This window comes from Marinobacterium mangrovicola, from assembly GCF_004339595.1.
Classification (GTDB): domain Bacteria; phylum Pseudomonadota; class Gammaproteobacteria; order Pseudomonadales; family Balneatricaceae; genus Marinobacterium_D; species Marinobacterium_D mangrovicola.
On the sequence record NZ_SMFU01000011.1, the window covers coordinates 216,064 to 237,131 of the forward strand.

General features: G+C 56.7%; 21 protein-coding genes. 12 read left to right on the forward strand and 9 right to left on the reverse strand.

Annotation, left to right across the window (positions count from 1 at the left end; genetic code table 11):
- The first annotated feature begins 173 nt into the window (after positions 1-173).
- Positions 174-1,253, forward strand: a complete 1,080-nt coding sequence (locus CLV83_RS18035; RefSeq protein WP_132295789.1) for a Gfo/Idh/MocA family protein — start codon at positions 174-176, stop codon at positions 1,251-1,253.
- A 204-nt stretch (positions 1,254-1,457) separates the two neighbouring features.
- The gene (locus tag CLV83_RS18040; protein ID WP_132295792.1) at positions 1,458-1,970 is read left to right on the forward strand and encodes an RNA methyltransferase; all 513 of its coding nucleotides are present in this window, start codon (positions 1,458-1,460) and stop codon (positions 1,968-1,970) included.
- Positions 1,971-2,045: 75 nt separating this feature from the next.
- Here the strand turns inward: CLV83_RS18040 and CLV83_RS18045 are convergent, their stop codons facing one another.
- The 6 genes from CLV83_RS18045 to CLV83_RS18070 all read right to left on the reverse strand — a co-directional run bounded on the left by CLV83_RS18045 (position 2,046) and on the right by CLV83_RS18070 (position 7,252).
- A complete protein-coding gene (locus tag CLV83_RS18045) occupies positions 2,046-2,720 on the reverse strand; it encodes a nitroreductase (protein ID WP_132295795.1) in 675 nt (224 codons plus the stop codon).
- A 467-nt stretch (positions 2,721-3,187) separates the two neighbouring features.
- Complete coding sequence (locus CLV83_RS18050; RefSeq protein ID WP_132295799.1) at positions 3,188-3,835, reverse strand: Spy/CpxP family protein refolding chaperone; 648 nt, start codon at positions 3,833-3,835, stop codon at positions 3,188-3,190.
- Between the two features lie 240 nt (positions 3,836-4,075).
- Positions 4,076-4,294 carry a Nif11-like leader peptide family natural product precursor gene (locus CLV83_RS18055; protein ID WP_132295802.1) on the reverse strand — a complete coding sequence of 73 codons (219 nt, stop codon included), beginning with the start codon at positions 4,292-4,294 and terminating at the stop codon, positions 4,076-4,078.
- A gap of 255 nt (positions 4,295-4,549) precedes the next feature.
- Positions 4,550-5,185 (reverse strand): alpha/beta fold hydrolase, encoded by a 636-nt coding sequence (locus CLV83_RS18060; protein ID WP_132295805.1) that lies wholly within the window; start codon positions 5,183-5,185, stop codon positions 4,550-4,552.
- A gap of 250 nt (positions 5,186-5,435) precedes the next feature.
- Positions 5,436-6,215, reverse strand: coding sequence for a carboxymuconolactone decarboxylase family protein (locus CLV83_RS18065; protein ID WP_165900347.1), 780 nt, complete (start codon positions 6,213-6,215; stop codon positions 5,436-5,438).
- A gap of 143 nt (positions 6,216-6,358) precedes the next feature.
- The gene (locus CLV83_RS18070) at positions 6,359-7,252 is read right to left on the reverse strand and encodes a LysR family transcriptional regulator (RefSeq protein ID WP_132295811.1); all 894 of its coding nucleotides are present in this window, start codon (positions 7,250-7,252) and stop codon (positions 6,359-6,361) included.
- A 96-nt stretch (positions 7,253-7,348) separates the two neighbouring features.
- On the opposite strand from CLV83_RS18070, the gene CLV83_RS18075 reads away from it, so the two are divergent.
- The 8 genes from CLV83_RS18075 to CLV83_RS18110 all read left to right on the forward strand — a co-directional run bounded on the left by CLV83_RS18075 (position 7,349) and on the right by CLV83_RS18110 (position 14,526).
- On the forward strand, positions 7,349-7,984 hold the full coding sequence (locus CLV83_RS18075; protein WP_132295814.1) for an NADPH-dependent F420 reductase: 636 nt from the start codon (positions 7,349-7,351) through the stop codon (positions 7,982-7,984).
- A 213-nt stretch (positions 7,985-8,197) separates the two neighbouring features.
- Positions 8,198-8,917 carry a dihydrofolate reductase family protein gene (locus CLV83_RS18080; RefSeq protein ID WP_132295817.1) on the forward strand — a complete coding sequence of 240 codons (720 nt, stop codon included), beginning with the start codon at positions 8,198-8,200 and terminating at the stop codon, positions 8,915-8,917.
- 85 nt (positions 8,918-9,002) lie between these two features.
- On the forward strand, positions 9,003-9,464 hold the full coding sequence (locus CLV83_RS18085; RefSeq protein WP_132295820.1) for a (R)-mandelonitrile lyase: 462 nt from the start codon (positions 9,003-9,005) through the stop codon (positions 9,462-9,464).
- Between the two features lie 277 nt (positions 9,465-9,741).
- Positions 9,742-10,809, forward strand: a complete 1,068-nt coding sequence (locus tag CLV83_RS18090) for an SMP-30/gluconolactonase/LRE family protein (RefSeq protein ID WP_243642438.1) — start codon at positions 9,742-9,744, stop codon at positions 10,807-10,809.
- Between the two features lie 105 nt (positions 10,810-10,914).
- Positions 10,915-11,928 (forward strand): SMP-30/gluconolactonase/LRE family protein, encoded by a 1,014-nt coding sequence (locus tag CLV83_RS18095; protein WP_207894940.1) that lies wholly within the window; start codon positions 10,915-10,917, stop codon positions 11,926-11,928.
- 112 nt (positions 11,929-12,040) lie between these two features.
- Positions 12,041-12,802 (forward strand): SDR family NAD(P)-dependent oxidoreductase, encoded by a 762-nt coding sequence (locus tag CLV83_RS18100; protein WP_132295823.1) that lies wholly within the window; start codon positions 12,041-12,043, stop codon positions 12,800-12,802.
- A 115-nt stretch (positions 12,803-12,917) separates the two neighbouring features.
- Entirely contained in the window at positions 12,918-13,268 is a 351-nt protein-coding gene (locus CLV83_RS18105) for a cyclophilin-like fold protein (RefSeq protein ID WP_132295826.1), read from the forward strand.
- Between the two features lie 148 nt (positions 13,269-13,416).
- Positions 13,417-14,526, forward strand: a complete 1,110-nt coding sequence (locus CLV83_RS18110; RefSeq protein ID WP_132295829.1) for an MBL fold metallo-hydrolase — start codon at positions 13,417-13,419, stop codon at positions 14,524-14,526.
- Between the two features lie 239 nt (positions 14,527-14,765).
- Here the strand turns inward: CLV83_RS18110 and CLV83_RS18115 are convergent, their stop codons facing one another.
- The 3 genes from CLV83_RS18115 to CLV83_RS18125 form a co-directional block, all read right to left on the reverse strand.
- Positions 14,766-15,923: an iron-containing alcohol dehydrogenase gene (locus tag CLV83_RS18115; protein ID WP_132295832.1), complete on the reverse strand. Its 1,158-nt coding sequence runs from the start codon at positions 15,921-15,923 to the stop codon at positions 14,766-14,768.
- A 225-nt stretch (positions 15,924-16,148) separates the two neighbouring features.
- Positions 16,149-17,093 (reverse strand): alpha/beta hydrolase, encoded by a 945-nt coding sequence (locus CLV83_RS18120; RefSeq protein WP_132295835.1) that lies wholly within the window; start codon positions 17,091-17,093, stop codon positions 16,149-16,151.
- Between the two features lie 112 nt (positions 17,094-17,205).
- Positions 17,206-17,649 carry a (R)-mandelonitrile lyase gene (locus tag CLV83_RS18125; protein ID WP_132295838.1) on the reverse strand — a complete coding sequence of 148 codons (444 nt, stop codon included), beginning with the start codon at positions 17,647-17,649 and terminating at the stop codon, positions 17,206-17,208.
- A gap of 546 nt (positions 17,650-18,195) precedes the next feature.
- Between CLV83_RS18125 and CLV83_RS18130 the strand changes: the two genes are divergently transcribed.
- Both CLV83_RS18130 and CLV83_RS18135 read left to right on the forward strand, forming a co-directional pair.
- A complete protein-coding gene (locus tag CLV83_RS18130; protein ID WP_132295841.1) occupies positions 18,196-19,158 on the forward strand; it encodes an AraC family transcriptional regulator in 963 nt (320 codons plus the stop codon).
- 321 nt (positions 19,159-19,479) lie between these two features.
- Entirely contained in the window at positions 19,480-21,033 is a 1,554-nt protein-coding gene (locus CLV83_RS18135; protein WP_132295844.1) for a methyl-accepting chemotaxis protein, read from the forward strand.
- Positions 21,034-21,068 lie beyond the last annotated feature (35 nt).

Sequence of the window (21,068 nt, forward strand, 5' to 3'; positions counted from 1 at the left end):
GTTTGAAGGCGGTTTGACAGGATCAGGCAGATTTTGGCGATGATCGTGTAAATGGATGCCGGCGATGAAGGCGTAGGCTGGAACGAATAGAGCTACCACCGGGTTGACCAGAAGTTAGGGCTTGGATTCAACCCGGGTGTGCTGATATTCATGCCAGCCAAGGAGTGTTTGTAATGGCAGATAAAACTATTCGTGTGGGTTTTATCGGTTTGAACCCCGACAGTCACTGGGCCGCAACCGCGCATATCCCGGCGCTTCAGTCTCTGGGCGATAAGTTTGAGGTAGTGGCGGTCGCGAACAGCTCCATCGAGAGTGCCCGCCGCACCGCAGAGGCGATGAATCTTCCCTACGCTTTTGGCAGCGCTGAAGAGTTGGCGAACTCACCGGAGGTGGATCTGGTGGTGGTGACCGTGAAGGTGCCGAACCATCTGCAACTGGTGACTGCCGCGCTGGAAGCGGGCAAACATGTGTATTGTGAATGGCCGCTGGGTAACGGGCTGGCGGAAGCGCGTCAGCTGGCGGAGCTGGCCAAAAGCAAGGGCGTTGTTGCTGTTTGCGGAACCCAGGCCCGTGCCGCACTTGAGGTGCTGAAGCTGAAGCAAATGGTCGACGAGGGCTATGTGGGCACTGTGCTCTCAACCTCTCTGATAGGGAGTGGTGGAAACTGGGCTAACGAATCCCCTGAAGATCTCTATTACCTGTTCGATAAGAAGAATGGCGCCACCATGGAGGCTATCCCGATGGCCCATACTCTGGCCGCCGTTAAGGAGGTGCTGGGTGACTTCGGTGCGCTCTCAGCACAGACTCTGAGCCGCTTCGACAGCGTAAAAATCAGCGAGACCGGCGAAACTCTGCCGAAAACCGCTGCCGATCAGGTGATGATTCACGGCGATCTGGCCAGCGGCGCGGCGTTTTCGCTGCACTATCGTGGTGGCGTTTGTCGTGGCACTAACCTGCTGTGGGAGATCAACGGCACGGAAGGCGATATCCAGGTCACTGCGGATCTGGGGCATGCCCAGCTGACTCAGCTGACAGTGACAGGTGCCCGTGGCGATGAAGCCGAGCTCAGGCCGCTGATGCCGGAGGCCAGTGAATACGAAGGCAGGCCTGAGTTTGCCGGGGCCAGAAATATCGCTGGCATTTATGCCCGCCTTTATGACGATGTGCAAAATGGCACCCAGACTGCGCCGACCTTTGATGATGCGGTTGCTCTGCATGAGGTGCTGGATGCCATTGAGCGCTCCGCCGGTTAAACAGATCAGTTGATAGTCCCTCTGGGCTGGTTGCCGTGAAGGTGGCCGGCCCTTTTTTGTCTGCATCATCGGTACTAAACCAGGCTTAGTGCTCGACGTGGAGAAGAAAGATGATATTAGGTGCACAATCCGCGATATTTAAAGGCGATGACGACGAATAAAAGATAAACTGGCGCCTGTTAGTTTTTGATTGAGCCCCCAGCAATGTCCAAACATGGAACCGTTGTTCTCGGTTTGTTTAACCCTAAAAGCCCCTCTAATGTGGGTGCCGTTCTGCGTGCTGCCGGCTGTTATCAGGCCGATGAGGTACGTTACGTGGGGGAGCGCTTTGCCCGCGCTTCCCGCTATAGCACCGATACCAAAAACGTGGGTAGCTCTATTCCTCTGCTGCAGGTCGATGAGCTATCCCAGGGATTACCCGAGGATATGGCAATTATCTGTGTCGAACTTGCGGAAGGTGCGGTTCCGTTACCGGCCTTTACTCACCCGGAAAAAGCGCTCTACGTGTTCGGCCCGGAAGATGGCTCTATTCCACAAGCGGTGGTCGATAAGGCCAGTCAGGTGGTGTACGTGCCGACCATCGGTTGCATGAATCTTGCCGCCACGGTGAACGTGCTGCTGTATGACCGACTGGCCAAATCGGACCTGCAGATTGATGATGTCGAGCGGATCAAGGCAAGTCGCGATGTGAACAACCGTCTGGTGGTTAGAGCCTGAAGACAGGCGCCGGGAAGGGGGCAGCGCCCTCCGGTGTATCACCGTAGAGGGCGCTGCCGGGGCGGTGCGACGAGATTAGTCGTAAAAGCGGACGTTATCGCTGATCGGTGCGCGGCCCAGGTTGACGCTGTAGCCGGTGGCCTCCGGGTCAGCGTAGCCAAAGGAGATGCCGTAGAGCATCTTCATCTCTTCAGGAATACCCAGCACTTCACGGATCACACCGGCATGCATGCCGAGCAGGGTCTGCGGAATACCGGCGTAGCCATGGGCGGTGAGTGACAGCAGCAGGGTCTGGCCGTACATGCCCAGATCACCGGCGGTGCGCACCGAGTCACCGAACACAGGCATAAACAGCAGTGCCACGTGGGGTGCATCAAAGAACTCGAACTGGCGCAGCATCTCCCGATCCCGGCGCGCGTGGTCGTCGCGTGCAATATTCAGCGCTTCATTGCGTTTCTGCCCCATGTGCATCATCCGCTCCAGATAGACGCCCTCGTAGCCTTCGTGATCAAACCAGAAGTCTTCGGAGGTTCTGCCGGCCAGGTGCTCTGCTTTAAGCGCTTCGCTCAGCTTGTCCTTGGTGGCGCCGGAAACCAGATGTACCTGCCAGGGCTGCATGTTGCAGTTTGAAGGTGACCATTGGGCATCTTCCAGCACTTCGTTGAGTTGATCGCTGGTTAAGGGTGTGGGGAGATATTTTCGCACGGCCCGGCGCTGGCGCACGATATCGTGAAAGGACGGTGTGGACATTGAAGCCTCCTGATAAAAATGGGTTTTGCCGGGTACCGCTCGGCGAGCTATTCGGCGTGTAATAAGTTCGCGCTCACCGCGAGGGGTAAAGGGAGCGGTGCTTGCTGTTAGCCTTCGGGACGGTTTTATTTTCAGGGAGCACTGCTTCGTCAAAGCACCTTTTACAACGAGTTTAAAAATACTGATCGTCGAGATTAAGGTGGGTGAGGCTCTAGGTTATATGAGCGAAGCTGATCAAAGAGAGTCCGTTGCTGGCAGGTTGAAAATGGGCTTGGAACGGGTAGTAGGGGGCTGGAAGCTTTAAGGCTGGCAACAGGCAGTGACGCCGGATTTTGTGAGTAGGGCCCGTTTTCGCAGTGAATAGTAGAACTCCACCGTTAAGTAAGCTTCATTTGACGTAAGCAAGGGGCGGGCGGCTACGTTAAGGGTAACGTGCCGCCGGCAAGACGGTCGGATCCAAGGTGATCTTAGCCGCCCGGATACATGCGACGACGCATCTGCATCAACTGCTGGCGCTGCTCATCGGTGAGTACGGCGTCCATCTCTTTCTGCAGTTTCAGCCGTTCTTCCAGCATTTCCAGTTGGTCCTGCTGCATTTTACGGTGGGCATCCAGTACCTTGTCGCTGTCCGGTGAACCATCCAGCCATAGCTTCTGCATCTCGCTGTGATGTTCCCACATCTCCTGCATCTGTTCCTGGTGCTGTTGCCAGAACTGCTCACGGATCTGAGCCAGTTTCTGCTGCTGATCTTCGTCCAGTTGCAGGCCGTAGCCCGGCATACCCTGGCCACCGCCCATTAACGGACAAGGCATCATTCCCATGCCATAACCCATACCAGGCCCTGCCATCATAGAACCACCGTGCATCATCCCCATGCCATAACCCATCCCAGGGCCTGTCATCATCGGGCCGCCATGCATCATTCCCATACCGTAGCCCATCATCGGGCCATAACCCTGCATCATTCCCTGACCATAGCCCTGCATCATGCCCTGTCCGTAGTGCATGCCCTGGCGCGGCTGCATATGTTGATACTCATCTGCAACTGCCGGCAGGCTCAGTGCGAGTCCCAAGACGAGGGACGCTACACCGGTTGATCGAGTGAACGCTTTCATGATCCTTTCCTCGCTAAGTAATCATATGTTGGATGCGTTTAGCATGGCAGATGCATGGGATCTCGCAATGGGATCTGCGTTGTCCTTTGAGGCATATCAGAGAGGAAGGGAATATGCGGGCGTTTTGCATCTTAAGACGCCTGTTACCCATGTGCCCCAGAAGGGAGTTTGGATACATGGGTAACCTGGCAGGGTATCGCGGTGAGTCCGGTCGATACCGCGATAAGAGCTGGTGCTCACTCAGGCACGCAGCAGCGCTTTCACCATACGTTCAGAGAGCTGATCTTCGGTGAACTGGGGCTCGTTGGGCGGATAGAGAGAGTCCTCTTCCAGCTCGAAGCCGTTATCCCGAGCCAGGGCGAAGAGCTCTTTCATTTTTATACACGCCTTCAGCTGTGCGCCAAGCTCTGCGTCTTCGCGTGCTTTATCCGAAAATGCTTTGATAGTTTGTACAGACATACTCGTAATTCCTTGGGCTAAAACAAACGGTACGAGCAGTTTGCAAAAAATATTCCCTGGCCCAGAATTTGTCTGAGGTGTGGCTAAGTTGCTGATCTTAAATGAACTAATCGTCTAGGGTTATAAGCTTTCTCCCTTAAAAGGTTATAAACCCGACAGAGGCTGAAAGTGCGGTTTTCAGAGTTTTGATGGATATCCAACAATCGGCCTGAGTCATGCTGCTCCTCTGGCGTCAGGCCATTTTAGCGGGAGCCGCTAGCGTGTAAATCGCCCGTTTTGGATGAAGTTTAGCGCCTGCTGATACACCTCGGTGACCATAATAAGCTGGGTATGGCTGTAGGGCAGGACAATATGATCGGTTTCGCCTTCGAGGTGGGTCTCTCTAACGGCAACGGTACCATCTGAAGGTTCTGAGTTTTGCGCGATCAGCGGTAGAAAACCGACACCGCCATCTCCTGCAATACTGCCCAGAGGCACATCGAGGCCCCAGTCGGAGCGTTGATCAATCAGCCCTTTAGAAAGGCTTTGTCCCAGCAGAACGCCAAGCTTGTTTATCTGCATCCACTGGGCGATTGCCGCTCCCTGATGCGGGGTGCCGATGGTTACCACCTTAGTGACCGGGTGATTCTTTCCCGTTGATTCCAGATAAGCGCGCGCCAGCAAGCCCCCCAGGGAATGGCAGACAAGATGAATCTCTGTAGCAGAGATGGCGTTCAGGTGGGCGCCCAGTTGCTCGATATTAAGTGCCAGAGGCTCGGAGGTTGTGCGGTAGCCAAATGAACTGGTCGTGTAGCCCTGTTCTTCAAACCAGCGTGCCATGGGGCGCATCACCAGGGGGCGCATGTAGAGTCCGTGTATTAAAACAATATGTGGCTGTGCGGGCACCTGCATGTCTCCCGAGGGTTGTCGCTTAGTTTGGTTTAATGGCTCGACCTGGAGATGAGATCACAGCCCCTGACCTAATGCCAGATGCATCGGAGATCTGCGCGCGGGGATATAGCTTCGGAGACTAGATGAAGGGGGGGGCGTGGGAAAAGAACGGTATATAGGCGCGTAGTTTAATACAAAAAGGTGTCGAGCCAGGCCTTGAACGGTGCATGGCTCGACACCTTATCTGCGCTATCGATTAGCGTTGATCTACTTAGTTGGCGGCCTTGGCCTCAAACACTTTTTCTGCCACCGGCAGGGTGGAGAAAATGTTCGGCCAGCCGGCATAGAACGCCAGGTGAGTCAGTAGCTCGGATGCTTCCGGCTTGGTGAGGCCGTTATCCATCGCCTTGCCCAGGTGGAAGGAAACCTGCTCGATCTTTCCGGTAGCGATCAGCGCACTGACGGTCACCAGGCTACGATCACGCGGTGCCAGGTCAGGACGCAGCCAGAGATCGCGGAACAGTGCTTCGGTGGTGTATTTCAGCACGCCATCGGCGATACCACCGTAGTTTTTCTGCACGGCGGTTTCACGGGCCTCTTCGGTTTCTACGTCCAGCGGCAGCAGTTCGATGTCAGCGGCTGGCAGCTGATCTTCGCCGATGCCGCGCTCTTCAAAGACGCTAGCGACGACGTTTGCGGCAGAGGTGGCATTGCCCCAACCGGCATAGAAGGCCAGGTGAGTGATGATTTCAGAGATTTCAGCCGGCTTAACACCGTTATCCAGGGCGAAGTTGACGTGGAAGCGCAGCTCGCCGGTCTGGTTACGGGCCACCAATGCGGCCAGGGTTGCGACGCTACGATCGCGGGGGGATAGGTCCGGACGCTTCCAGACTTCACCCAGTACCAGGTTTTCGGTGTAGTCCTCAAGAGCCGGTGCTGCATTGCCCAGCGTCTCAAGCGCCGGAACGCCCGGGTAGGTTTCCGCCTGAGCAGAGATCGCCAGAGTGCTCGAGATTGCGGCTGTCAGCAACGGGGCTGCTATTCGTTTCATCATCATCTCCCTTAAAGTGTCTCGTACGCCTTACTGTTGTTCAGTACGGCATTCAAACAACTGGGATCACAATCTCAGGCAAGCGTTCATGAGGCAATGGTCTTGGGAAGAAAGCAGTTATGATAGCTAATCATAAATGCGCCTCACTCCTGGTGTTGTAAGGCCTCGACGATGACGCGGAACGCCAGAGATGATTGGCGACGGTGAGGGTAATAAAAGAAGTAGCCGGGGAAGGGGGGCGTCCAATCTTCCAGCACCGTCACCAGGCGGCCTGCGTCGATATGTTCGCGGACCAGGTCTTCAGGTACATAACCCAGGCCATAACCGTCGAGCGCAGCCTGCACCACCGGATAGATGTTGTTGAAGGTAAATTGGCCGTCCACCCGCACGTTAACCTCGCGATCCTCTTTTTCAAACTCCCAGGCGTAAAGTCCACCATGGGTCGAAAGGCGCAGGTTAATGCAGTTATGATCGGTGAGGTCCTGGGGAGATTCAGGTGGGGTATGGGTTTCAAAATAAGAGGGAGCGGCCACCACGAGCATGCGAAAGTCCGGCCCGACACGCACGGCGATCATCCCTTCCGATACCTGTTCGCCCAGACGCACGCCCGCGTCGAACTTTTCCGCCACAATATCGGTCAAGCTGTAGTCGGTGACCACCTCGACTTTAAGATCGGGGTATTGCAGCAGGACCGGCGCCAGCTTGGGCCAAATAACTGTATCGGCGGCGTGATCGGTGGTGGTAATACGGATGGTACCGGCGGGCTGGTCGCGCATTTCGACCAGTGCTTCCAGCTCCTCTTCGATCTGGGTGAAGTGGGGGGCGATGCGCTCGAGAACCCGCTCACCTTCGGGGGTTGGAGTGACTTTACGGGTAGTACGGGTCAGCAGGCGCACGCCGAGGCGTGTTTCCAGGCCGCGTACTGCGTGGCTCAATGCTGATTGAGAAACGCCGATCTGCGCAGCGGCACGGGTGAAGCTGCCGACGCGCGCAACGACGACGAAAGACATCAGATCGGTCACGTTTTCTCTAAGCATTAATGAGTCTCCTTCATCATTTAGATGATTGTACCAGTTTATCGACAATTAATTGTTTAACCGAAAAATAAAAAAGAGATAGGCAAAGGAGGTTCTATGAAGATAGGTGTAATCGGCTCAGGCCTGATGGGCGCCAAGATCGGGACGATCTGGGCAAAGGCGGGTCACCAGGTAACGTTCAGCTACAGCCGCAATCCATCCAAACTTGAACGCCTGGCGCGAGATGCCGGTGCTAAGGCCGGCACGCCGGCGGAGGCCGCGCAGGCCGATGTGATATTGCTGGCGGTACACTGGTCGCGAATCGACGATGTGCTGGAACAGGTGGGTGAGCTCTCCGGCAAGGTCGTGATCAACTGCTGTGTGCCGTTGGATGAAGAGAACAGCAACCTGGTGGTGGGCACAACCACTTCCGGTGCTGAGCAGCTGGCCGAACGCCTGCCCCATGTGCGCTGGGTGTCAGCGTTTAATACCAGCCCGAGCGAAGTGCTGTTTGAGGTGTTCGAAGGTCGCAAGACCCGTTCTCCGCGTCCACAGCTGATCTACTACGGTGATGATGAATGGGCGAAGAAAGTGGCACGTCAGTTGATTAGCGACGTGGGTTTTGAACCGCTCGATACCGGTTCTTTGCGCAACGCACGCTTTGTTGAACCGTTCGCGATGGTGACCGCAGAGCTGGCCTATTCCCAGCCCGGCGGGCCGGAGCTTGTCTATCGCTTCGATCGTCTCGGATAGTCGTTACTTCAGGATCGGAGGAGCCTGGCTGGCGCCAGGGAAAGGGCACAGGGTTCAATCTTTTTTAATGATTCCGATTCATAACAGAAAGAGGAGGAGTGCTGTTTATTGGCATGCTCGCCTTCTCTACCGTTGGCTTAACTAACTAAAGCCAGAGCTATTAGCAGCACTGTGATAGCGACCTTGGGTTTTCTGGATATAGCAAGAGGCACAATGCGTCCCAAGATTATCTGCCACATGATCACCAGCCTGGATGGGCGGCTGCTGCCGTCTCGCTGGAGCGATTCCGCCGACGCCAAGATCTGGGATCTGATCGAGGCCCACTATGAACCTGTCGCGGGCGAGCTCAACGCCGGGGGCTGGGTCGTGGGGCGCAAGACCATGGTTGAGTATATCGGCCAGGACGAACACCCGGAGCTGCTCGGCACGGCGATGCCACGAGCGAATGCCTTTGCCGATGCACAGGGTAAGCATTTGGCGATCGCCATTGATCCTCAGGGGCGGCTCCGACCGAAACCGGGCGATATGGAGGATGAGCACCTGGTGCTGGTCCTGTCCGAGCGGGTACCCAATACCACGTTGGCTAAACTGACCCAGGCCGGCGTCTCCTATGTGTTCGCCGGGCCCGATGGTGATCGTGTCGAACAGGCGCTTGAGGCGATTGGTGAAGCGTTCGGCGTTGATCGTCTGTTGCTAGAGGGCGGCGGCGTCACCAACGGGGCGTTTTGGGCGGCGGGGCTGATCGACGAGTTCAGCGTATTGATCTGCCCGACGCTGGACGGCCTCAAAGGGGTGCCCAGTATTGTCGATGCGATGGGCGATGCAGACCAGTTACCGGGCGAAGGGCAAGGCTTGCGGCTGGTCTCCAGTGAAGTGCTGGATGGCGGCGTGGTCTGGCTGCGCCATGAGGTCGTACGAGCTTTCCGTCACTGATGTTTTTTGATTGGCCGCCATTGGCGGCGTTGAATTCGCGCGGATAATTTGTCCGCAAAACTAGAAGTGTCATAGGAGATTCCAAATGACTGGACTTAGAGCGCTTGCGTTGGCAACTGCACTGGTTTCGGGTGCTGCGGTAGCCGACGGGATAGAGATTACCAAGAATGGCAGCCGCGATACTTTTATTGGCCCTGAAGACAAGTTCACCGGCAATGTCTATGTTGAAATGGTCTTTGCCAATGAAGATCCGTTTGTGGTCAATAGCGGTAAGGTGACCTTTATGCCGGGCGCTCGCACCAACTGGCACACCCATCCTGCTGGTCAGATGCTGGTCATCACCGATGGCAAGGGTTGGGTCCAGGAAGAAGGTAAGGAAAGACAGGTTGTTGAGCCGGGCGATGTGGTCTGGTTCCCGCCTGGTGTTAAGCACTGGCACGGCGCTACCGATAAAACTGCGATGACTCATTACGCTATCCAGCAGTTTGAAGGCGGTAAAAACGTCGATTGGCTGGAAGCGGTTACCGACGAACAGTACGATCAGTAATACTCCCCCTCCAAGCGGGTGCTCCTTGTGCCCGCTTTCTTCTCTATATGCCGTGTCCCTCAAGGGGCATTCGAGCCACTAAAACTCTTTATTCTTAAAGGGCATCGTCCCATCTGCCGGGGATGAATGGCGCTCATGAGTCTTAATAGCCATTGCGGGCTAATAGGTTGCGCCTCCCGCACATAGAATCTCGCAGCGAGTATTTTCGATCCATGGAATGGGCCGCGTGCGGAAGCCGCGCAGCCTGCAGCACTCAGGAGAGTCTCAGTTGTTGAATGTGAAGTCTGCTACGCCGGCAATGTTGTCGGTCAAAGCCCTGCTGCCGAGGGGAAAAAGCCTTGCGGCACTGGCCTGCCTTTCGTTTGGGCTGTCAGCGCCTCTGTTTGCGCAGGATAGCGTCCAGGCGCTTGCCTATGACGAAATGACCTCCGGCCCGGTGCCGATTCCAGCCGCTGAGCGTGGGCTGCAAACCGTCAAGGCGGAGCCCTGGTTCAAGGTATCCGATGAGGGCTGGATTCTGGAGGGTCCGAACTTCGACGCCAATGGCGATCTGATCTTCAGCGACGTCAGCAACAAACGGGTGTTGCGCCTGACCAAGGACAAGCAGCTATCTACTTTTGTGCAGCTCGATGACCTGTCGCCGGGCGGGCTGGCGTTCCGTCAGGATGGGCGCCTGTTTATCGCCGCGCTGGACTTTATCAACGGTGTCGGCGCTATCTACTCGGTTGATGAGAACGGTGGCGACCTGCAGACCGTTATTCCCGCCGAGGCGGGCTACCAGCCGGACGATCTGACCTTTGATGCTGAAGGAGGTCTCTACTTCACCGATTTTGCCGGTGAATCCACCCAGGCTGATGGCGCGGTTTACTACATGCCGCCGGATCTTTCCGAGATTATTCCGGTTGTTCCCGATCTCGCCAAGGCGAACGGTATCGCCCTGAGTCCGGATGGCCAGGTGCTCTGGACCACCGAGTTCGGCCGCAACGTAATGCACCGCATCCAACTGGCGGATCCGACCACCATCGCCCCGATCGGCTCGGCGATTCCCTATCACTTTATCGGCCCGGCGCCAGACTCCATGCGTGTCGATACGGATGGCAATGTGTACGTGTCGATCTTTGGTCAGGGGCGCCTGATGGCGTTCAACAGCAACGGTATCCCCATCGGCCAGATTCTGCTGCCGGGCCGTGAAACCGGCCACAACCTGATGTCTACCAGCATGGCGATCAAACCTGGCACCAATGACCTTTATGCGGTCACCAGCGATGGTGAGGGCGGCGAGGGTGCCAACATCTTCCACGCCAAAGTGTTTGCCAGCGGGCTGCCTTCACCTGCGTCGAACTAGGTTCCGGCCAGGGGGTAGAGCCAGCACAGACCGCTAAATAAAACAGGGAGAGAAGGGATGAGGAAAAAGAGTGTTTTGCAGGGTTTTTGCACCCCAGGCCAAGGTTTGATCAAAGGACTGATGCCGGCTATCTGTTTAGCGACCCTGGTAGCTCCAATCCAGGCACCAGCCGCAGAAGCGGAAGGTCTCGTTTATCAGGCTGATATCCGGGGCCCGGCGCCGATTCCGGCCTCAGAGCGTGGCCTGCAGGCGGTGGTTGCTAAGCCTTGGCTGCGTGTATCCGATGAGGGGCCGGTGCTGGAGGGCGCCATTTTCGATACCGCAGGTGATCTGCTGTTCTGCGATGTCAGCGGGCGGCGGGTACTTCGGGCCACTGCTGAGAAGCAGCTCTCGACCCTGGTAACTCTGGATGGCCTGTCGCCCGGCGGTCTGGCGCTTCATGCCGATGGTCGGGTGTTTATCGCTGCCCTCAATGTGCCGGCTCACAAGGGCGCTATTTTCGCTGTGAAAGCGGACGGCTCGGGCCTTGAGACGGTCATTGCACCGGAAGCGGGGTATATGCCGAACGACCTGGTGTTCGATGCTCAGGGCGGCTTCTATTTCAGCGATTTCAAGGGCACATCGACCCGGCCGGACGGCGGCATCTATTACGTATCGGCTGACGGTGCATCGATTGAGCCGGTGCTGCCTAATCTGGCGAAAGCTAATGGCGTCACCCTGAGCCCGGACGGCGGGACCCTTTGGGCGACCGAGTTGAGTGGTGGCCGTCTGCACCGGGTCCAGTTGGCCGATGCAACCACTATTGCGCCTATCGGTTCCGCTATCCCCTATCACTTTATCGGCTGGAAGCCGGACTCCATGCGAGCGGATGCCGATGGCAACGTCTATGTGGCGATTTCGGGGCAGGGGCGGATCCTGGCGTTCAACCCGAACGGCATTCCCATCGGCCAGATCCTGTTACCGGGGCGGGATGAGGGGCATAACCTCAAGTCCACCAGCCTTGCGATCAGCCCAGGCAGCAATGACCTCTACTCGGTCAGCAGTGATGAGGATGGCGGTGAGGGCGCCAATATCTTCCATGCCAAGGTGTTTGCCAACGGTCTGCCGGCAGTGAAGTGAACGGGTTTATATTCATTAGTCCTGCTCATGAGTCTTAATTGATAAGCCCGTCTAATCCGGGTAGTTGTGTCGGCGTAGAATAGATTAATAATTGAACATCAGGAGTTTTGTAATGAGTCACGATTTCACTGGAAAGGTAGCTTTGGTCACCGGCGGCGCTTCAGGTATGGGCCTTGCGACAGTTAAGGCGTTTGCCAAGGCGGGTGCTGCCGTTGCGATTGCCGATATCAATGGTGAAGCGGCCCAGGCGGTTGCCGACGAGCTGGCTGCGACCGGTGCGAAAACCCTGGCGATCACCTGTGATGTCACCGACGAGGCGGCTGTGAAAGCGATGGTTGAGAAAACCGTCGAGACCTTTGGCAGTCTGGATGCAGCTTTCAACAACGCTGGCGTTCAGTCCCTGGCGACCGAGACCGCTGACCTTGAGCGTACTGAGTTCGACCGTGTGGTGAATATCAACCTGGGCGGCGTCTGGAACTGCATGAAGCATGAGCTGGTGCAGATGCGCAAGCAGGGCAGCGGCGCCATCGTAAACTGCTCGTCTCTGGGTGGCTTTGTCGGTGTGCCGGGGCGTGCCGCTTACCATGCGGCCAAGCATGGCGTGCATGGTCTTACCAAAACCGCTGCGCTGGAGTATGCGGCCCAGGGTATCCGCATCAATGCGGTATGTCCGGGTATCACCGATACGCCGATGGTTGCCGACATGAAAGAGAACGAGACAGCGGCGATGGATCTGTTGATGGAGCAGGTACCGGCGCGTCGCCTGGGTACCGCCGAAGAGGTTGCCGATCCGGTACTCTGGCTGTGTGGTCCGGGCTCTACCTTTGTAATGGGTCATGCACTGGCGGTGGACGGTGGCTACACCGTACGCTAAGTCGTTGATCCGGCGGATCACGGCTTCGAGCCTGCTTGGTGTCGTCGCTCTAGTGGGGGCGATGGCTGCGCAGGGCCAGGATATTCAATCTCACTCAGGTCCATCGGAGGATCTCATGAAAATACGTATTATCGTGGGAGATCAGGAGCTACCGGCAACCCTGGAAGATAATGCCTCCGCAAAGGCGTTTGCCGAAATGCTGCCGCTTGATCTCAAGCTGGATGATTATCACGGCATTGAAAAGGTTTCCGATCTTCCCGGCAGCCTGCCAACCCAGGATGCGCCGGCCGGTATCGATCCCGACGTTGGCGATATCACCCTTTACGCCCCCTGGGGCAATCTGGCGATCTTCTACCGCGACTTCGGTTACGCCAGCGGGCTGGTGAAGCTGGGGCGGATTGAGGGCAGCATGGCGGCCCTCTCCGTGAAAGGCTCCCTGAAGGCACGCATAGAGCGGGTTGAATAATGGTGTTTTGATCAACGCGTTGGTGTGAGCGGGCTGCAGGGTTTTACCCTGCGGCCCGTTTGCTGTTTGGCAGAGCAAAGATGCACGCAGAACGTCATCGGGCGTGGCTCTCGGGCGTGACAGAAGGCAGTACAAGGCGGAAGTGCACATGGGGAAACGGATTAAGAAGATGGTTTATTGGCTGGTCGGGCTGGTGGTCGTTCTGGTGGTGGCGGCGTTCGCTTACCTGCAGCATCCGAAGTTTGGTCACTTGCCTGAGGGGAAACGGCTGGCGCAGATTGAGCAGTCACCGAACTATCGTGATGGTGAGTTTCAAAACCTGATCGATACACCGATGTTCACCGAGGATAAATCCTTTATGCAGGTGCTGTTCGAAAACCTGCGTAGCAGCGGTGAACGTCTGCGCCCGCTGGACAATATCCCCGCCGTTAAAACCGACCTCAGGGCGCTGGACCCTAATGAAGACACCATCGTCTGGCTCGGTCACTCCTCGTTTTATATCCAGCTCGCCGGTCGCCGGATTCTGATCGACCCCGTGTTCAGTGAGGGCGCGGCTCCCATCGGGATCTTCAACCAGGCCTACGCGGGTACCAGCGATTACACCGCCGAGGATATGCCACCCATTGATCTGCTGCTGATTACGCACGATCACTGGGATCATCTGGACTACCCCAGTATCGACAGTCTAAAGCCGAAGGTGGCTGAAGTGATCGCACCACTGGGTATCGGTGCTTACTTTGAGCAGTGGGGCTATAACAACGAGTTCGTGCATGAGGGTGACTGGTACCAGAGCTTTGAGCTGGGCGAGGGGCTGCGGGTGCATCTGATTCCGGCACGCCACTATTCAGGGCGTATGCTGACCCGGCGTAAAATCCTCTGGACCGGCTTTGTGCTGGAAACACCCGAACAGCGCTGGCTGTTCAGCGGTGACTCCGGTTACGGGCCCCATTTTGCCGAGATCGGCGAGCGTTTTGGCAGCTTCGACTTCGCTACTCTGGACAGCGGCCAGTACGACCCGCGCTGGGCCTACATCCATATGAACCCGGAAGAGGCGGCCCAGGCGGCGGAAGACCTTAGAGCCAAAGCGGTGCTACCTGCTCATGTGGGTCGGTTTACCCTGGCGAAACATGCCTGGGATGAGCCGTTTCAGCGCTTTGAGGCTGCCAGTGAGGGCAAGGATTTCCGCCTGCTGACGCCGATGATCGGTGAGCCGATCCGGTTGTCGGCTGATCAGCAGTTTGGGCATTGGTGGGAGTGAAAATCCTCGCCGATGCCCCCGATATGGACGTCATTTCAAACCACTGGGGTTGATCGCGGCGAGGTCGTCATTGCCTGTCGCTCAAGCAGTTGAACTCCTGTTTTTTTCTCAGGCCCGACCAGCCCTTAGTCTTGACGAGATGACTAGCACCGCCGTTAAATGCGGCAATAAAAAAGCGTCAGAGTAACAAGCTGTGGCGCTTTGCTGACTGAGGCCTGTTCTGGCCGCTTGAGTGGCTATTACAACGCCAGCTTCAGGATCTCGGCCGCATCTTCAGGGGTGATATCACCGTGCTCGCCGAGGGTGACGAACTGGTGCTCTTTCAGCTTGGCGATCACTTCAGGGATCGCTTTTTCATCCAGGTCGTAATCGCTCAGGCGGGTTTTTACACCCATGGATTCAAAGAACTCCCGGGTCAGTTCGATCGCCTGCTGTGCGATCAGGTTCGGGTTGGTTTCCTGGATGTGCCATACGCGCTGACCGTACTGCACCAGCTTCTCTCTCTTCTGTTCCAGTTTGTAGGTCCAGATCGCCGGGATCATGATCGCCAGGGTCTGGCCGTGGTCGAGGCCGTAAAGACCGGTCAGTTCCTGGCCGATCAGGTGGGATGCCCAGTCTCCCGGCGTGCCGGTGGCGAGCAGGCCGTTCAGGGCCATGGTGGCGCTCCACATCAGGTTGGCGCGCACATCATAGTTTTCCGGGTCGTGCAGCGCTTTCGGGCCCTCCTCGATAATGGTGGAGAGCAGCCCTTCGGAGAAGCGGTCCTGCACCTTGGCGTTGGCCGGGAAGGTCACGTACTGCTCCAGCACATGTACGAAGGAGTCGACCACACCGTTGCCTACCTGGCGTGGCGGCAGGGAGTAGGTGGTTTCAGGATCCAGGATCGAGAACTTCGGACGCACAAGTTCGGAACGGAAGAACAGTTTGTCCTGGGTCTCGGTACGGGTGACCACGGAGGTTCCATTCATTTCTGAGCCGGTTGCAGCCAGGGTCAGCACGCAGCCCAGCGGTAGGGCGTCGGTGACCACGCCGCCGAAGCTGGAAATAATGTCCCAGGGGTCACCTTCGTACTTGGCGGCGGCAGCGATGAACTTGGTGGCGTCGATCACGGAGCCGCCTCCGACGGCAAGCATAAAGTCGATATGTTCGGTTTTAACCAGATCCAGCGCCCTGATACAGGTTTGGTAATGTGGGTTGGCCTCGATTCCGCCAAACTCAAACCAGGTCACATGGTCCAGAGCGGCGGTAACCTGTTCGAAGATGCCATTTTTCTTGATACTGCCGCCGCCATAGGTGATCAGCACGCGGGCGCCGGCCGGGATCTCGTTTTTAAGGCTGGCAATTTCGCCAGCACCGAAAATGATTTTCGTGGTTGTCCAGAAATTGAAGTTATCCATGAGGTTTCCGTTTAAAAGAGTGAGGCGTCATTCGTTGCATTCGTGATTGCCTGCCAGCAGGTGGCAGCGTGTGGCGTGTTCACGAGTTATGTCGCACGGGCCGTATTCTTCTCCCTCTTCTTTCTGGCGGGGCGCTGGGGGCAGCGGGGAGAAGATGCCGGCGGAGGAGGCCGCCGGCGAGGTGTTTAAGAGCGGGCGTCTTGGGCGCCCGCTTGAGGGTTTGGCTTACTTGAGCGCTTCGCCGAAGAAGCTTTCCAGCTTGTCGAAAGGAATTACATCGGTACGGTCGTACAGGTCGACGTGGTTAGCGCCGGGTACGATGTAGAGCTCTTTCGGCTCGGCGGCTGCTGCATAGATATCTTCGCTGAAGTAGCGAGAGTGGGCTTCTTCACCCATGACCAGCAGAATCGGACGCGGCGAGATCCACTCCAGCTTGTCCAGCAGAGGGAAGTTCATGAACGACAGCACTGAAGACTGGGTGAACTGGGTGATGGAGTTCGGGTGGTAACCCCGCGGGCGGGAGTAGAACTCACCGAATTCACAGCCGATTGCGGGGGTGTCTTCACCGATCTCCAGCGGAGAGCCGCGTTCGGTCAGTTCCGGACGGCCGCTTTCAAATTCATCCCAGCGCTGGGTCGCGATCGCATCCAGTGTGGCCTTGCGGGTGTCTGCATCCAGAGTGCCACCGAAACCTTCGGCGTGCATGCGGGATATATCGTACATGCTGACGGTGGCGACCGCCTTGATACGCGGATCGACCTGGGCTGCGCTGAGGCCAAAACCACCGGAACCGCAGATGCCGATAATACCAATCTTGTCGCGATCAACACCGGCACGGGTGCCGACAAAGTCGACGCCGGCGTGGAAGTCTTCAACAAACATTTCCGGCGATGACAGGTGGCGCGGGAAGCCTGTGGAATCGCCATTGTAAGAGGGGTCAAAGGTCAGCGCCACGTAACCGCGCTGCGCCAGTTCGTTGGCATAAACGCCGGGGCCCTGTTCCTTCACGCCACCATAAGGAGCGCCGATTACCAGCGCCGGGTAGCTTTTGGATTCATCGAAATCGGCAGGCAGGTAAAGATCGCCTGCGAGCTCAACGCCGAAGCGGTTCTTGTACGCAACCGGCTTGCGGGTGACTTTATCGCTAAGGGAGAAGATGTAATTACCCATGTTCGGTCTCCTTGTTTATATCGGCGCTGCGCCCGCCGGTAAATGTATAGTCAAAAACGCAGGTGGCTCTAACTTAGTGGCTGTGGCGCTGCGCACCCCAGCCATTTCTCTATCAGTCTTTTTTCACCGGGCCGCCCAGGTACTGTTCGTCGGTGACCGGTTCCATCCAGGTAACGGGGCTGCCATCAAGCGCTTCCTGAACGGCAACATGTTGCAGGTAGGTAGTGTCGGTGGCGCCGTGCCAGTGGCGACGGCCGCAGTTGCAGTAGATGATATCGCCGGGACGGATCTCGGTGCGGGGCCCACCTTCACACTGAGTCCAGCCAACACCGTCGGTGACCAAAAGCATCTGACCCAGCGGATGGGTGTGCCAGTTGGTGCGGGCGCCCGGTTCAAAGTTCACGACAGCCATTCCTAAGCGGGATGGCTCGGGAGCGTTGAACCCCTTGTCGATACGTACGGTGCCTGTGAAACAGTCGCTCGGTCCCTGAACAGCGGCTGTAGAGCCGGCGCGAATGATCTGCATATCTTCTGAAGTCTTGTCTGTCTCGCTCATGGCGATCTCCTTCAATGTTGATTGCTGATGCCATCTCCCTGCAAAACGATGGCTGCTCCAAAGGGAATCAACCCCGAGTCGCGTTATCGCGGCGCTGACTCAGGTTTGGCGAATTCCAGAAGGAATTTTCGCCGCATGAAGTAAAAGAACAGTGTCACTTCTTTTACTTCAGGCTCCCTTTGCAGACCGGGCCGAATTGCGCTTGGTTCCGGTCTTTAGCCTGTCTTGCTCTACAGTATCGATACTTGGGGGTGCGCAAATGACGAACAAGGTTTCTCAATTTCATAACACTTATGAACTGTGTGTATGGCTATGATTCTGCTTGCCCTTCAAGGCTGCGAAAACTCCGCCAGAGAACTGAGCTCAGCTAACTGGTTAACGGCGCAACCGATCTCTGCATGATTGTTATGATGCGCTTAAAGGCTGAAGTTCAGGTATAACGAATCGCGGGTATTCTTGCCTGATTCTGCAATATTTTGGAGGTTTTGCTGGACTGCAGGTACCCTTGAAGCTAGGGTGTGGGGGATGAATTAGGGAGGTGATGAGATGACGGTTGAACAGAGCGAACAGTCCGGAAACGGGGCGCTTGCAGCGATTCATATGCAGCTGGTGGAGGTGATTGATCGGCTGACAGCTGGGCAGGAGGATGTTCCCACAGCGATCTCGAACCTTGCCCTTTTTCGCAGAGAAGCAGCTACCGATCCCTGCGATTGCATGGTGGAGCCCAGTATAGTGCTTGTTGTTCAGGGCGCGAAGCAGCTGCTGATCGGCGACCAGGGCTATGTCTATAACACCGAACAGTTCCTGATCACTTCCCTTGATCTTCCTGCCAAGTCCCAGGTGCTCGAGGCTTCGGTGGAAACGCCGTCGCTGGGCCTGGTGTTCAAGCTCGATATGAATATCATCGCCGAGCTGATTGCGCAGAATAAGTTGTCACCGGTGCGGGAACGCGCCAGCGAGGCGGGTGCGTACTTGGGTACGATGACACCGGACCTGCTTGAGCCGTTCGGCAGGCTGCTCAAACTGACCGCTACGCCGAATGATATCGCGGTGCTGGCGCCGCTGATTCAGCGTGAGATTCACTACCGTCTGCTGCAGAGCGATCTTTCTGCACGTCTCTGGCAGATCGTTTCGGCTGGCAGTCAGAGCCAGCGAATCGGCCGCGCCATTGATTGGCTGAAAAGTAACTATGATCAGCCTTTGCGGATTGATGACCTGGCGGCGCATGTACAGATGAGCAGCTCCAGCCTGCATCACTATTTCCGTCAACTAACGGCAAAAAGTCCGCTGCAGTATCAGAAATGGCTGCGCTTGAACGAGGCGCGAAGACTGATGATCAGCGATGGTCTGGATGCGGCTGGGGCTGCTTTCCAGGTGGGTTATGAAAGCCCGTCCCAGTTCAGCCGTGAGTACAGCCGTCTGTTTGGTGCGCCACCACGGCGTGATATCGAGGGACTGCGTCAGAAGTCTTCGGTGGCAGAGCGGCCTAGACGGGCAGCCTCAGCCTGAACGGGATAACTGGCGTTGGCTGCATCAAGGAGGATTGAGAGTAAAAGTGAATAGCTGCAACCCTCTTTCTCATACGTTTAATGTGGTATTTCGCACGCATCTTACTATAATAAGTCGTTGTTCTGAGTCAGTTTTGCCGGTTTTTCGTCGGTTCTGACTAAAAATCGGCTGGGTGGATTCTGTTTCGACTGAAAAGTTCAGCCAGGTAGTTGATCGGGTTTATGCAGGGACGCCATGAGAACAGCATGGCAGCTGGAACGTTAATCGTTTCTTTTCACGTCCCTGATCATGTTGCCCGGGATGTTTTCGCGGGTCATCGGCATGAAGCAGAATTTTCCAGTCACCACTAACGAAGCGACCTTTCCCCAGGGTACCAAGCTCGTCTCATCAACCGATCTCAAGGGTGTCATCACCCACTGTAACCAGGCGTTTATCGATATCAGTGGCTTTACCAAAGAAGAGCTGCTGGGAAAATCGCATAACATCGTGCGCCATCCCGATATGCCGCCCGAAGCGTTCGCAGCCATGTGGGGTTATCTGAAGGCGGGTAAACCCTGGATGGGGCTGGTGAAAAACCGCTGTAAGAACGGCGATTTCTACTGGGTTAGCGCCTATATCACGCCGGTGACCGAAAACGGCAACATCGTCGGCTACGAGTCGGTGCGCTCTTGTCCGGCGCGAGCGGATGTGGCGCGCGCCGAGAAGCTTTACGCCAGAGTACGGGAAGGAAAATCCTTAGGTGTTGCTGGCTATATGCCCGCTGCCAGCACCTGGTTTCTACTGGTGGTATTCGTTCTTGCCGCAGTTCTTTTTTATCTCGGGGCCCCGCTCGGGTCTGAATTGTTGCTGGCCGCTGGCACCCTCGGTTATGCCCTGTGGAAGAAGGTTGAGTCCAGCCGCATGAGGCAATCGGTGATGCAGCTGATGGGAAACAGCTTCAGCGATGATCTGGCCGCAATCAGTTATACCGATGACAACCTGGAACTGGGGCGGATCAAGGTCGCGGTGCTGGCGCAGCAGGCCCACCTGAATGCAGTACTAACCCGGTTGGGAGAGTGCGCTGATCAGGTCAGAGCCGAGTCTCTGCAGGGCATGGATATTGCGCTTCAGGCGCAGCAGACGCTCGGTGAGCAGCAGCAGGAAACTGGCCGGGTATCCGGTGCTATCGGAGAAATGTCGAGCACCATCGCGGAAGTATCGGCCAATGTGCAGGATACCGCCGAAAAATCGGAACAGGCGCGCAGTTTCGCCAGCAGCGGATCGGCGGTGATCGAAGGCACGCGGGTTGCGATCGATAACCTGAACTCCACTGTTCGCGATATCAGTGAGTCGGTTAACGAACTGGCTGGGGAAACCCAGGTGATCGCCGAGGCGACCAAGATCATCGAGGTGATCGCCGAGCAGACCAACCTGTTGGCATTAAACGCGGCAATCGAAGCAGCCCGGGCCGGAGAGCACGGTCGTGGCTTTGCGGTGGTGGCTGAAGAGGTGCGTAACCTGGCGCAGCGTACACAAAACTCTACCCGTGAGATCCACGCTATCATCGAGTCCCTGACCCAGCGTGCCGAGCGCTCCGTTCAGGTTGCCGCCGATGGTAACGCTGCCGCTGAAACCGGCTTGCAGCGCGTGCTGGAAGCGGAGGAAACCCTGCATCAGATTCAGTCATCGGTGGCGCATATCGCTCAGATGGCGATGCAGATGGCGGCCGCTGTTGAAGAGCAGTCCCAGGTTTCTGACCAGATCAACGGGCAGGTGGCGCAGATCTCCAATCTGGCCGCACGCAACCTGGAGGAGGGCGAGGAGTCCACCGCCAGTGCCCAGCGTATGGGCAGCATCGCCAACGAATTGAATGAGCTCGTGGTGCGTTTCAAATAAGCTCAATTGGCCGCAATGATTACTTGCCTGGAGTA